The 13,896-nt window shown below is 64.8% G+C and carries 11 protein-coding genes; 9 read left to right on the forward strand and 2 right to left on the reverse strand.

All coding sequences use genetic code 11. The features are described 5' to 3' along the window. Positions 1-60: 60 nt before the first annotated feature. The 9 genes from G6N50_RS07155 to G6N50_RS07195 all read left to right on the forward strand — a co-directional run bounded on the left by G6N50_RS07155 (position 61) and on the right by G6N50_RS07195 (position 11,207). A complete protein-coding gene (locus tag G6N50_RS07155) occupies positions 61-732 on the forward strand; it encodes a TetR/AcrR family transcriptional regulator (protein ID WP_083092290.1) in 672 nt (223 codons plus the stop codon). 775 nt (positions 733-1,507) lie between these two features. Next, a complete protein-coding gene (locus tag G6N50_RS07160; RefSeq protein WP_372509906.1) occupies positions 1,508-2,221 on the forward strand; it encodes an MlaE family ABC transporter permease in 714 nt (237 codons plus the stop codon). Position 2,222: 1 nt separating this feature from the next. After that, positions 2,223-3,095, forward strand: a complete 873-nt coding sequence (locus G6N50_RS07165; RefSeq protein WP_083092289.1) for an ABC transporter permease — start codon at positions 2,223-2,225, stop codon at positions 3,093-3,095. A 5-nt stretch (positions 3,096-3,100) separates the two neighbouring features. After that, positions 3,101-4,408: an MCE family protein gene (locus tag G6N50_RS07170; RefSeq protein WP_083092287.1), complete on the forward strand. Its 1,308-nt coding sequence runs from the start codon at positions 3,101-3,103 to the stop codon at positions 4,406-4,408. Next, entirely contained in the window at positions 4,405-5,445 is a 1,041-nt protein-coding gene (locus G6N50_RS07175; protein ID WP_083092285.1) for a virulence factor Mce family protein, read from the forward strand. The genes G6N50_RS07170 and G6N50_RS07175 overlap by 4 nt, the downstream gene beginning before the upstream one ends. Further along, complete coding sequence (locus tag G6N50_RS07180; protein WP_083092283.1) at positions 5,442-7,001, forward strand: virulence factor Mce family protein; 1,560 nt, start codon at positions 5,442-5,444, stop codon at positions 6,999-7,001. The genes G6N50_RS07175 and G6N50_RS07180 overlap by 4 nt, the downstream gene beginning before the upstream one ends. Next, entirely contained in the window at positions 6,998-8,488 is a 1,491-nt protein-coding gene (locus tag G6N50_RS07185) for a virulence factor Mce family protein (protein WP_083092282.1), read from the forward strand. Before G6N50_RS07180 ends, G6N50_RS07185 begins: the two co-directional genes overlap by 4 nt. Next, complete coding sequence (locus G6N50_RS07190; RefSeq protein WP_142275401.1) at positions 8,488-9,663, forward strand: virulence factor Mce family protein; 1,176 nt, start codon at positions 8,488-8,490, stop codon at positions 9,661-9,663. Before G6N50_RS07185 ends, G6N50_RS07190 begins: the two co-directional genes overlap by 1 nt. Beyond that, positions 9,657-11,207, forward strand: coding sequence for a virulence factor Mce family protein (locus G6N50_RS07195; RefSeq protein ID WP_083092280.1), 1,551 nt, complete (start codon positions 9,657-9,659; stop codon positions 11,205-11,207). Before G6N50_RS07190 ends, G6N50_RS07195 begins: the two co-directional genes overlap by 7 nt. Positions 11,208-11,273: 66 nt before the next feature. Here G6N50_RS07195 and G6N50_RS07200 read toward each other — a convergent pair whose 3' ends face one another. Both G6N50_RS07200 and G6N50_RS07205 read right to left on the reverse strand, forming a co-directional pair. Continuing rightward, positions 11,274-12,875, reverse strand: a complete 1,602-nt coding sequence (locus G6N50_RS07200) for a hypothetical protein (RefSeq protein WP_232068970.1) — start codon at positions 12,873-12,875, stop codon at positions 11,274-11,276. A gap of 346 nt (positions 12,876-13,221) precedes the next feature. Further along, on the reverse strand, positions 13,222-13,872 hold the full coding sequence (locus tag G6N50_RS07205; RefSeq protein ID WP_083092278.1) for a TetR/AcrR family transcriptional regulator: 651 nt from the start codon (positions 13,870-13,872) through the stop codon (positions 13,222-13,224). Positions 13,873-13,896: the final 24 nt, after the last annotated feature.

Consider the following 13,896-nt stretch of genomic DNA (forward strand, 5'->3'; position numbering starts at 1 on the left):
TGACTTTGCGGCGGTTATGATAGACCGTTCGTACGGTTAGTTTGTGCCGAAGGGTGGAAGATGCCCCGATCGCCAGGTAGGCGAAGCGAGATTTTCGACGCGTTTGTCCGCTATGTTGCCGAACGCGGTTATGACAGAACAAATATGGGAGACATCGCCGACGAGCTCGGTATGTCCAAGGGCACCATCGTTCATCACTTCGGCACCAAAGCGCAGATGTTGCGGGAGCTGGAAGAAACCCATCTGGCCCGCCAGCTCGATGTGTTGCAGATGGCGTGGGCACGCCTGGCCGCACCGCACGAGCGCATCGCCGCAATCATCTACACCTCGGCACTGCTACAGGTGATGGCCCGCGATGCGACGGTGGCGAGCCAGCGCGAGGTGGTTCAGTTGTCCGATGATCCGGCGATGCAGCAAGTGCGTAAGTTACGTAATCAGTTGCAAAACTTGGCGATTGATGAAATCCGCAACGGAATTGACAGCGGTGTGTTCCGAAGCGTCGACGTCGACCTGGCCGCACTGCAACTGTGGGGATCGCTGCAGTGGATGTGGGTGTGGTTCGATCCCACAGATTCCCGGACACCCGAACAAGTCGGGGCCGCTTTCGTCGACGTGTTCCTCGGCGGGCTGCTGCTCGACCGGTTGGGGCTCGGCAAGTGGGCGAACCCGGCCGCGGACGTCGTCTCGGTGGTGCGCGAATGCCTTGCCGCGGCCACGGGACCGACAGATTGACCGCATAGCACCGAAATAACTTGGGCAGGATGGCAACTGGCCGCACCCGTAGCGTGTGCAGCGCCGTGCCGTCCCGAGCCGAGATCCGTCGAGCGCTGGGTGGCGAAGTTCCATCGCCGTACGGATGGTCAGTTAAACTCCAGATTTTTCGGTAGGCGCCATTTTTTGGCAGCCTTGCCGCAAGTCGCATGGCGACGGCGAGATTCAAACCAAATACCTGGTAACAGAGGCTTGCTGGGGCGTGGCCGAGCGGCGGTCCGCTCGGGGCTACCCAAGGTTCGGCCCGCGCCGGACCCGCCATATTATTGACTGACCGTACGGTCTAATGCCATAGTTGCTGCGTGGCGCAAACGAGGGCGGCATGGGGCCGAAGGGCGCAGCCCCAGAGTGTCGAGTGGGAGGATCAGCCGGCCGGCCTGTGTCGTGATAGAGGCGATGCGCCAAGCGACGTGCCGCCCCAGGCATCGGTGCGCCGGTACTCGCGGCAACGGCGCGCGACCACGTCGCCGTCCCGGATGTCATCGAAAGAATCCGCAATGCAACCGATTCCGCGATGTAATCGAACGGCGAACCCGCCCGCGAAACGGGATCGCGTGCGGCGTCGGTCTCTCCACCCCGCGACAGCGGGCGGCTCGCTCGGGCAATCAGTGCCAACCTTGCGACTCGTTGCGTGCCCGCGCCAAGGGCGGTACCGATGACTACCTCGCACCTGATCCCCAGCAAATTAGGGCGGCACATTCGACCGGGCACCGAAGTGGCCGGCGGCTTTTTCCGCATGTGCGTGCTGACCGGTAAAGCGCTGCGGCAGCCATTCGAGTGGCGCGAGTTCATCTGGAATGGCTGGTTTCTCATGCGCGTATCGCTGCTGCCCACCATCGCGGTGTCCATCCCGGAAACCGTCCTTCTCATCTTCACGCTCAACCTGCTGCTCGCCGAGATCGGCGCCTCCGACGTCTCCGGCGCCGGTGCCGCGATCGGTGCGGTGACCCAGCTCGGCCCGATCGTGACGGTGCTGGTGGTCGCCGGCGCGGGCGGAACCGCCATCTGCGCCGACCTCGGCGCGCGCACCATCCGCGAGGAAATCGACGCGCTCGAGGTGCTCGGCATCGACCCGATCCACCGGCTGGTGGTGCCCCGCGTCGTCGCCTCGACTCTGGTCGCGGTGCTGCTCAACGGCCTCGTCGTCGCCGTCGGCCTCGGGGGCGGCTACCTGTTCAGCGTGTACCTGCAGAACGTCTCGAGCGGTGCCTACCTGTCAACGCTGACGGCGCTCACCGGCCTGCCCGAGGTGGTGATCGCATTCATCAAGGCCGCCACGTTCGGTCTGATCGCCGGGCTGGTCGGCTGTTACCGCGGGCTGATCGTCCGCGGCGGTTCCAAAGGGTTGGGCACTGCCGTCAACGAGACGGTGGTGCTGTGCTTCATCGCGCTTTTCGCGGTCAACGCGGCGCTGACCACCATCGGCGTCCGATTCGGAACGGGGCGCTGACATGACCGCGACTACAACCGTTCCCTCACGGCACATCCACTTTCCGCGAGCCACCCTCAGTCGATACGGCGCCCCCCCGGACCGGTTACTGGTCGAGATCGGTCAAATAGTGTGGTTCGCCCTGACCGCCATCGGGCAGATTCCCTTCGCCATGCATCGCTACCGCAGGGAAATGCTGCGCATGGTTGCCCAGATGGGCATGGGTACCGGCGCGATGGCCGTGGTCGGTGGCACCGCCGCCATCGTCGGCTTCATCACCCTGTCCGCGGGTTCACTGGTCGCCATCCAGGGTTACGCGACGCTGGGCAACATCGGTGTCGAGGCGTTCACCGGATTCTTGGCCGCGCTGGTCAATGTGCGGTTCGTGGCGCCGGTGGCCGCCGGTCAGGCGCTGGCCGCCACGGTCGGCGCCGGCGCCACCGCCGAACTGGGCGCCATGCGCATCAGCCAGGAGATCGACGCGCTTGAGGTGATGAGTATCCGGTCGGTCGCCTACCTGGCGTCCACCCGGGTCGTGGCGGGTCTGATCGTCATCTTCCCGCTCTACGGGTTGGCGATAACCATGGCCTTCCTGTCCCAGCAAGTCACCACGGTGTTCTTCTACGGACAGTCCATCGGCACGTACAACCACTATTTCCACACATTCCTGCGCCTCAACGACGTGGGCTGGTCCTTCGCCGAGGTGATCCTGGTTGCAATCGTCGTGATGACCACCCACTGCTACTACGGCTACACCGCCACCGGCGGTCCGGTCGGCGTCGGCGAGGCGGTCGGCCGGTCGATGCGGCTGTCGCTGATCACGATCGTCGTGGTGGTCGTGCTGACCGCGATGGCGGTCTACGGAAAAACGCCGAACTTCAACCTCACCGTGTAGCCGCCATGACACGCCCGGTGCAGGAGAACTCGCCACGCATCCCGCCGTACCGGACGGCGGCGACGGTGTTCCTGGTGGTCGCCGCGGCGGTACTGGCGTTCGTGTGGCTGCAGTTTCGGGGCCAGCTCACGCCGACGACGCGCCTGACGATGTTGGCTCCCCGGTCGGGTTTGGTGATGGATCCGGGATCGAAGGTCACCTACAACGGTGTGGAAATCGGCCGGGTGGCCAGCATCTCGGAGGTCGAGCGTGACGGCACACCGGTGGCCAAGTTCGTCATGAACGTGAATCCGAAATACATCGAACTGATTCCGGCCAACGTGGACGCAAACATCAAGGCGACCACGGTGTTCGGTAACAAGTACGTGTCGCTGACCTCCCCGAAAAACCCTACGCCACAACGCATCACATCACAGCGCGTGATCGATGCGAGGTCGGTGACGACGGAGTTCAATACGCTGTTCGAGACGCTCACCACCATCACGGAAAAGCTGGATCCGGTCAAGGTGAACCTGACGCTGGCCGCCGCCGCGCAGGCGTTGACCGGCTTGGGCGACAAGTTCGGGCAGTCGATCGTCAACGCCAACGCCATCCTCGACGACATCAATCCGCAAATGCCGCAGATCCGGCACGACATTCAACATTTGGGCGCCCTGGGCGACATCTACGCCAACGCCGCGCCGGACCTGCTCGACTCCCTGAACAACGCGGTGATCACGGCGCGCACGCTGCACCGTCAGGAGGCCGACCTGGACGCCGCATTGTTGGCCGCGACCGGGCTGGGCAACACCGGCGCGGACATCGTCGCCCGCGGCGGCCCCTACCTGCAACGGGGCGCCGCCGATCTGGTGACGACCGCCGGACTGCTCGACACCTACAGCCCCGAGATCTTCTGCACCATCCGCAACTACTACGACGAAGAACCCCATGCCTACGAAACAACGGGCGGAGGCAACGGCTACGCGCTGAAAACCATGACCGAGCTGACGTCGGGCTTGGGCGGCATCCTCACGCTTCCCGGGTTGACCGGCACGGCGGCCACCCTGGGTCTGCTCGGGCTGGCCGGGCTGGTCGGCGGGGCGCCGAATCCCTTTGTGTACCCGGACAATCTGCCACGGGTGAACGCCCACGGCGGACCGGGGGGTGCGCCGGGCTGCTGGCATGCCGTCAGCCATGACCTGTGGCCGGCGCCGAGTCTGGTGGTGGACACCGGCGCCAGCCTCGCGCCGTACAACCACCTGGACACCGGCTCACCGTACGCAATCGAGTACGTCTGGGGCCGTCAGGTCGGGGACAACACGATCAACCCATGAAGATCACCGGCTCCGCTATCAAGCTCGGCATCGTCTCACTGGTGCTGCTGCTGATCACCGTGTCGATCGTCGTGGTGTTCGCCCAGATGCGCTTCAACAGCACCAACACCTATTCCGCGGAGTTCAGGAATGCCGGCGGGCTGAAAAACGGCCAGTTCGTCCGCGCCTCCGGAGTCGAGATCGGCAAGGTCAAAGCGGTGCGCCTGATCGACGGCGGCCAGCGGGTTTTGGTGAACTTCGACGTCGATCGCTCGGCAACGCTCTACCAGTCGACGACCGCGCAGATCCGCTATCTCAACCTGTTCGCCGACCGCTACCTGGAGCTCAAGCGCGGCGAGGGCGAGGGCGCCGACCGGGTCCTGCCGCCGGGCGGATTCATCCCGCTGTCCCGAACGTCACCGCCGCTGGACCTCGACGCCCTGATCGGTGGTTTCAAGCCACTGTTCCGGGCGCTCGACCCGGAAAAGGTCAACACCATCGCGTCGGCCATCATCACCGTCTTCCAGGGGCAGGGCGGCACCATCAACGACATCCTCGACCAGACCGCGAGGCTGACCGCGCACATCGCCGAACGCGACCAGGCGATCGGCGAGGTGATCAAGAACCTGAACACGGTGCTGGACACCACAGTTCGGCATCGCAAGGAGTTCGACCAGACCATCGACAACTTCGAACGATTGATCACCGGGCTGCAAAACCACGCCGACCCGCTGGCCGCCGGCACCGCGAACATCAGCAACGCCGCCGGAACGGTGGCCGACCTGCTCTCGGACAACCGCGCTTTGCTGCACAAGACGATCAACTACCTGCAGGCCCTGCAGCAGCCGCTCGTCGACCAACGCGATCAGCTCGGCGATTTGATCCACAAGACGCCGACCGCGCTCAACCTGATCGGCCGCAGCATCGGGCTCTACGGCGACTGGGTGAACTTCTACGTCTGCGACCTCACGATCAAGTGGAACGGACTGCAAGCCGGCGGCCCGGTGCGCACGGTTCGGATTTGGCAACAGCCCACCGGTAGGTGCACGCCGCAATGAGAACACTGACGGAATTCAACCGCGGCCGAGTCGGGCTGATGGGTATCACCGTGCTTTTGCTCGTGGTCGCCGTCGGCCAAAGCTTCACCAGTATCCCGATGATATTCGCCAGTCCGAGCTATTACGGGCAATTCACCGACACCGGTCAACTCAACAAGGGCGACAAGGTACGCATCTCCGGCGTGAACGTCGGCAAGGTGGAAGCGCTCGAGATCGACGGCGATCACGTCCGAATCAAGTTTTCCATCGGCGGCAACACCATCGGCACCGAGAGCCGGCTCGCGATCAAGACCGACACCATCCTGGGCAAGAAGGTGCTCGAGATCGAGCCGCGGGGAAGCCGGCCGTTGCGGCCCGGGGAGGGGCTGCCGCTGGGCCAGAGCACCACCCCCTACCAGCTTTACGACGCGGCCTTCGACGTCACCAAGGCCGCCACCGGCTGGGACATCGACACCGTCAAGCAGTCGCTGAACGTCTTGTCGCAGACCGTCGATCAGACCTACCCGCATCTGAGTTCAGCACTCGACGGCTTGGCCAAATTCTCCGACACCATCGGTAAACGCGACGTACAGATCAAACACCTACTCGCTCAGGCCCACCAGGTGGCCAGCGTGCTCGGTGACCGCAGCGAACAAATCAATAGGTTGTTGGTCAACACGAAGACACTGCTGGCCGCGTTCAACGAACGTGGCCGCGCCATCGCCGCCCTGCTGCAGAACGTCTCCGCCTTCTCGACCGAGGTCCAGGGGTTCATCAACGACAACCCGAACCTCAATCCCGTGCTCGAACAGTTGCGTGCCATCAGCGACGTGCTGGTGGCACGTAAAGACGACCTGGCCCAAACCCTCACGTACGTCAGCCAATTCGCTGCATCGCTGGGGGAATCCGTCGCGTCGGGACCGTACTTCAAGATAGTCCTGTCCAACCTGCTGCCCTATTGGGTCTTGCAGCCGTGGGTCGACGCCGCCTTCAAGAAGCGTGGCATCGACCCGGAAAACTTCTGGCGCAGCGCCGGTCTGCCCGAGTTCCGCTGGCCCGACCCCAACGGCACCCGGTTCCCCAACGGCGCGCCGCCGCCCGCACCTCCGGTGCTCGAGGGCACCCCGGATCATCCGGGACCGGCCGTCCCGCCCGGAACGGCGTGCTCGTACACGCCGCCGCCCGACGCGCTGCCGAGTCCGTGGAACCCGTTGCCGTGCAATAGTGTTGACGCCGGCCCGTTCGGTGGCAGCTTCCCGGCACCGATCGATGTGCAGACGTCGCCGCCCAACCCGAACGGCCTGCCGCCGACTCCAGGAATCCCGATCGCCGGGCGGCCGGGTGAGCCGCCACCCGACGTCCCGGGCACACCGGTTCCGCTGCCCACCCAAGCGCCGCCGGGTGCGCGCACCGAGAACCTGCAGCCCGCCGGCCCCACCCCGCCACCGTCGACGTTCGCGCCCGGACTGCCGCCGGGGCCACCCGCCCCACCGGGGCCCGGGCCGAAGTTGCCGGCACCGTTCGTCAACCCCGGCGGCACGGGCGGCAGCGGCATCACGGGAGGGAGCCAGAATTGAGCAGCGTCTTGCATATCCGCAAACTGCGGCCCCGGACAGTCATCGGAACGCTGGCGGTGCTGCTGGCCCTGGTCGCCGCCGTCGTCGGCTGGCGGCTGTACCAGAAGTTGACCAACAACACCGTAATCGCTTACCTGCCAACGGCGAACGCGCTGTATTCCGGGGACAGGGTCCAGATCATGGGCGTCCGCGTGGGTTCGGTCGACAAGATCGAGCCGGCCGGCGACAAGATGAAGGTGACGTTTCACTACGACAACAAGTACAAGGTGCCGGCCAACGCTTCCGCCGTGGTCCTGAGCCCCACCCTGGTGGCGTCCCGCAGCATTCAGTTGGAGCCACCCTACAAAGGTGGTCCGGTGATGGCCGATAACGCGGTGATCCCGATCGAACGCACCCAGGTGCCGACGGAGTGGGACGAACTGCGCGAAAGCGTCGCCAACATCATCAACAAACTCGGCCCGACACCCGAGCAACCCAAGGGCCCCTTCGGCGAGGCCATCGAGTCGTTCGCGGATGGGTTGGCCGGGAAGGGCAAGCAGATCAACACCACGCTGAACAGCCTGTCGCGGTCGTTAACCGCACTGAACGAGGGCCGTGGCGACTTCTTTGCGGTGGTGCGCAGCCTGGCCCAGTTCGTCAACGCCCTGCACAAAGACGACCTGCAGTTCGTCGCGCTGAACAAGAACCTGGCCCAGTTCACCGACAAGCTGACCGGGTCCGACCGCGACCTCTCCACTGCGCTACAGCAATTCGACAGCCTGCTCTCCACGCTGCGCCCGTTCTTGACCAAGAACCGCGAGGTGCTCGCGCACGACGTCGACAACCTCGCCACCCTGACCACCACGCTGGTCCAACCCGACCCGCTGAACGGCTTGGAGACCGCCCTGCACGTCCTGCCGACGCTGGAGACCAACCTGAGCCAGATTTATCACCCGTCGCACGGCGCCGTCATGTCCATCCCGGCGATCCCGAACTTCGCGAACCCAATGCAGTTCGTCTGCAGCATGATTCAGGCCGGTAGCCGGCTGGGCTATCAGGATTCCGCCGAACTCTGCGCGCAATACCTGGCGCCGATCCTCGACGCGATCAAGTTCAACTACCTGCCGGTCGGACTGAACCTGTTCAGCACCGCCGAGACGCTGCCCAAGGAAGTCGCCTACTCCGAGGATCGGCTGCACCCGCCGAACGGATACAAGGACACCACCGTCCCGGGCATCTGGGTGCCCGATACCCCGACCTCGCACCGCAACACCCAGCCCGGCTGGGTTGCGGCACCCGGCATGCAGGGAACGCAGGTCGGGCCGATCACGGGCGGCCTGATGACCCCGGAATCCTTGGCCGAATTGATGGGCGGCCCGGACGCGGCTCCCCCGCCGGCGGGCCTGCAGACCCCGCCGGGACCGCCGAACGCCTACGACGAGAACCCCGTGCTCCCCGGTCCGGTCACGCCGATGCCCGCGGCCGCGTCGACAGGAGCGGGATCGTGATGAATGCGATGCGTTCATTCGGCTCTCGCGCTCGGCGCCGGGCCTGGCGGGGGCTGGCCCTGTTGAGCGCCGCGGTGGCGCTCACATCGTGCGCGAAATGGCATGGGATCGCCAATGTTCCGATGCCCGGTGGCCCGGGCTCCGGGCCCGGCTCCTACACCGTCTACGTGCAGATGCCCGACACGCTCGCCCTCAATGACAACAGCCGGGTGCGGGTGGCCGATGTCTTCGTCGGAACGGTGCGCGCGATCGAACTGAGGAACTGGGTCGCGACGCTGACGCTACGTCTGGGCAAGGGCGTCAAGTTGCCCAAGAACGCGACCGCCAAGATCGGGCAGACCAGCCTCCTGGGTTCTCAGCATGTGGAGCTGGCCGTGCCACCCAACCCGTCCCCGGAGCCACTGAGGGACGGCGACACCATCCCGCTGAAGAATTCGTCCACGTATCCCACGACCGAGCAGACGCTGGCAAGTCTCGCCATCGTGCTGCGCGGCGGCGGAATCCCGAACCTCGAAGTGCTGCAGAACGAGGTCTACAACATCGTGCACGGACGGGCCGACCAGATCCGCGCGTTCCTCGGCAAGTTGGACACCTTCACCGCCCGGCTCGACGAGCAGCGCGCTGACATCACCCGAGCCATCGATTCCACCAACCGGCTGCTGGCGTACGTGGGTCCCCGCTCGGACGTCCTGGACCGGGTCCTCACCGAATTCCCGCCACTGCTCAAACATTTCGCTGACAAACAGCAACTTCTCGTCGACGCGATCGACGCGACCGGACGGCTCAGCCAGCTCACCGACCAATACCTGTCGGCCTCACGGGGCGACCTGCACCAGGATCTGCAGTCGCTGCAGTGCCCGCTGCGGGAACTCGGCCGTGGCGCTCCGTACCTGATTCGCGCGCTCAAGCTGATCCTGGTCCGCCCGTTCGACATCGACGCGGTGCCCAAGGCGTTTCGCGGCGACTACTTCAACCTGTCGCTGACGCTCGACCTGACCATGAGCGCCGTCGACAACGCGGTGCTCACCGGCACGGGATTCTCTGGAGCACTGCGCGCGCTCGAGCAATCGTGGGGCCGCGACCCCGAGACGATGATCCCCGACGTCCGGTTTACGCCGAACCCCAACGACTTTCCGGGCGGGCCGCTGGTCGAAAGGGCGGACAGGCAATGCTGACCCGCTTCATCAAGCGACAGCTGGTCATGTTCGCGATCCTCACGGCGGTCACGGCGGTGGTGCTGGGCTGGTACTACTTGCAGATTCCCACTGCGGCTGGGATCGGCCAGTACACGCTGAAGGCGGACCTGCCCGCGTCGGGCGGTCTGTACAAGACCTCCAACGTCACGTATCGCGGTGAAACCATCGGCACGGTCACCGGCGTCGAGCCCACCGGCACGGGAGCGCGGGTGACCATCAGCATCGGCAACCGCTACAGGATCCCGATCGACGCGTCGGCGAACGTGCATTCGGTGTCGGCGGTCGGTGAGCAGTATCTGGACCTGGTTTCGGTGGGCAACCCGGGCCAATACTTCTCACCGGGACAGACCATCACCAAGGGCACGGTGCCCACCGAGATCGGGCCCGCCCTGGACGCCGCCAACCGCGGCCTTGCGGTGCTACCCAAGGAGAAGATCGCCTCGTTGCTTGACGAAACGGCCCAAGCGGTCGGCGGATTGGGCCCGGCGCTGCAACGGCTGGTCGATGCGACGCAGGCGATCGCCGGTGACTTCAAGACCAACATCGGGGACGTCAACGACATCATCCAAAATTCGGGGCCGATCATCGACAGCCAGGTCAACTCCGGTGACTCGATCGAGCGCTGGTCGCACAACCTGAACATCCTGGCCGCCCAAAGCGCGGAAAACGATCACCACGTGAAAAGCATTTTGTCCCAAGGGGCCCCCACCGCCGATCAGGTCAACGAGGTGTTCGGCGACGTCCGCGAGTCACTGCCACAGACACTGGCTAACCTCGCGATCGTGCTCGAGATGCTCAAGCGCTACCACAAGGGCGTCGAGCAACTGCTGGTGGCCTACCCCCAGGGCGCATCGGAGGGTCAGACGGTCACGTCGGCCTTCCCGGGCTACGCGTCGCTCGGCACCTCGCTGACGATCAACCAGCCCCCGCCGTGCCTGACCGGGTTTCTCCCGGCCTCCCAGTGGCGGTCTCCGGCGGACACCAGCCTGGAGCCGATGCCGGGTGGAATCTATTGCAAGATCCCGCAAGACACTCCCGCCAATGCCGTGCGCGGCGCACGGAACCTTCCGTGTGTCGATGTCCCCGGTAAACGCGCCGCGACGCCGCGGGAGTGCCGCGACGGCAAGCCGTACGTTCCGCTGGGCACCAACCCCTGGTACGGCGACCCCAACCAGATCCTGACTTGTCCGGCGCCCGCGGCCCGTTGCGACCAGCCGGTGAAGCCGGGCCAGGTGATACCCGCGCCGTCGGTCGACAACGGCATCAACCCGGCGCCCTCCGACAAGGTGCCTGGGACGCCACCGCCGACCAGCGATCCACTGACCCGGCCGGGAACGGGAACGGTCGAATGCAATGGGCAGCAACCAAATCCGTGCGTGTACACGCCCGGCGGGCCTCCCCGGGCCGTTTACGCCCCGCAGAGCGGCGAACTGGAGGGTCCCGACGGCGTGAGGTACGCGGTTGAAAACTCGAGGAAGACGGGAGACGACGGATGGAAGGACATGTTGGCACCGCCCGGCTGAACCCCACTCGCGATTGCTCACCATCAGCCCGGAAGAGTCGGTGCCGTCGGAGCAATACGGAAGTCCCTAACCGTGTGCCGGCAGCACGTGGTCGGCGAGCTTGTCGGTGGACAGGCACAGCGAGCAGACGTGCGCGTCGTGCGTCGGACAAGCCAGCACGTCGGGTCGCTCGTAGTCATATTGGCACACATGGCAGTTCAATGTCGCGGCCGATGGATTGCCGTGTTCGTCGTACATCGGCAGGTCGATGCCATCGTGGCTGCGCCGTAAGTAATACTTGCCTCTGGTTGCGATTGCCAGAATCGGAGGCATCAACAACGCGATGACGATTGCCACCAACGGTGAATAGGGCCGCAACGCCACGCCGAGGCCCCCGAAGAAGGCGATGATCGACAGCCCCGCCGCCAACAGCATTGACCCGAATCCGACCGGGTTGACGGCATACAACATGCCGCGCCTGAACTCCGGCCTCTTCGGGGACAGCTTCAGTAGGTATTTGTTGAAGACGATGTCCGAAGCAACGGAAACGACCCAGGCCATCCCGCAGTTGGCATAGAAGCCGAGGATCGTGTTCAGGAAGTCGAACATGTTGGCTTCCATCAGGATCAACGCGATGACAAGGTTGACACCCAGGAATACCACGCGCCCCGGGTAATGCTTGGTGATACGGGTGAACGAATTGGTCCACGCCAGTGAGCCAGAATACGCGTTGGTTACATTGATTTTAATCTGGCTAAGCACCACCAACACCACCGCGAGCGTGAGCGCGAGCCAGCTCGGCATGAAGTTGCGGTAAATCAGCAGAAATTGCTGGACCGGCTGGTTGGCGACCGGCGTCGAGCCGACAACCTCGGAGATCAGGTACACGGCGAGAAATAGGCCGATGATCTGTTTGATCGCACCGAACACCACCCAGCCGGGTCCCGCCAGCAGCATCCACGTCCACCAGCTTCGGGAGTTCGTGGGTGTCCGTGGGGGCATAAATCGCAGATAGTCGATCTGTTCGGCGATTTGAGCGATCAACGACAGGCACACGCCCGACGCCAACAGGCTGGAGCCGACGTTCACCGCGCCGTTGCCACCGTGGCCGCTGTAGGCGAAGAACTGGCGGATCGAGTGCGGATGGCTCACCACGAGGTAGACAAACGGGATGACCATCAGGATCAACCACAGCGGAGTGGTCCAGAGCTGCAGCTGGGAAAGCACTTTCATGCCGTAGATCACCAGCGGGAAGATGATCAGGGTCGAGCACGCGTAGCCCGCCCAAAGTGGGACGTGCAGGCCCAGTTTGAGGCCCTGGGCCATGATCGAGCCCTCGAGTGCGAAGAAGATGAACGTGAACGTCGCGAAGATGACATTCGTGACCACCGATCCGTAGTAGCCAAAGCCGCTGCCGCGGGTGATCAGGTCCAAGTCGATGTTGTAGCGCGCCGCATAATATGCCAGCGGCAGTCCGGTCAGGAAGATCACCGCGGCGAAGATCCCGATTCCGCACAGCGCGTTGCCGGTGCCGTAGGAGATGCCGACGTTGGCGCCAATCGCGAAGTCGGCCAAATAGGCGATGCCCCCGAGAGCCGAGATCCCGACCACCGCGGTGGACCAGCGCCGGTAACTGCGGGGCGCGAAGCGCAGCGTGTAGTCCTCGAGCGTTTCTCTGGTGGCCGTCATGATGTCGAGGTCGACGGCGGCCGCCGACGGGTTTTCGATATCCGGTTCGGTTTCCTGTGTCATCCCAGCCTTCCCACACGGTTCGGGCCGGAAGATAACCGATCAGGGTTGCCATCAGGTGACGGACGGACCCAGACGCCCGCCGACGGGCCGTCAGTGCCGCTGAGGGGCGAGCCGCGGCGAACCGGCTCCCCCGCGGCCGCAGTTGGGCCCCCCGCACGTGCCTTAGATTTGTCACGGTGCGCATCGGCATTATCCGTCGAGCAATCAGGCGACGCGGGTCAACCTGCAATGCCCAGGCTGTACCAGCCTCTGGGCGGTCGACATGCGACACCGATGAGCGCGCTCAACTCTGATCAAATGGATTGTCGGGCAACGGATGCCGACACACGGCGTGCGCCTCGGCGGCGCTGAGCCCAAACAGTCGCAGCACGTTTTCGGTGACTGTGTCGGCGGCATGCGCGTCGTCGCGATCCGGGTGATCCCGCAATAGGTTGCCCAGCCCCAGCAAGGCGCCCCCGGCCATGGCCAGGGCAAGTTCGGGATCGTCCACCGTGAACCGCCCGGCCGCCACGCCGGCTTTGATGTCGCGCAGGGCGCGCGGCGCCAGCCCGCTGGGTGAGGACAACAGCGCGAGCCCGTTGGCCAACAGAATCTGGCTCTCCTGCGGTCGACGGCGAAAGAGCCGGCCGGTCAGCCGGAAGCTGATGGCGAACGTCTCCGCCGGGTCCTCGATGGACTCGCTGAGCCGGTCCAGCATCGCCCCGTAGGCGTCGAGTACGTCGGCGACGGCCGCGTCGAACAGCTGCTCCTTGCTATCGAAGTGGTTGTAGAAAGACCCCATGCCGACGTCGGCGGCCTGGGTGATCTCCAGGACCGGCACGTTGACCTTGCCCTCGGCGATCAGCCGCTGTGCGGCCTTGACCAGTGCGGCTCGGGTGCGCTGTTTGCGCCGCTCCAAGCGGTTGGGTGTCTGATTGTCGGGCATCGCGTTCATCTCCAGGAGTATGCATCAGTTATG

The organism is Mycobacterium mantenii (assembly GCF_010731775.1).
GTDB lineage: Bacteria > Actinomycetota > Actinomycetes > Mycobacteriales > Mycobacteriaceae > Mycobacterium > Mycobacterium mantenii.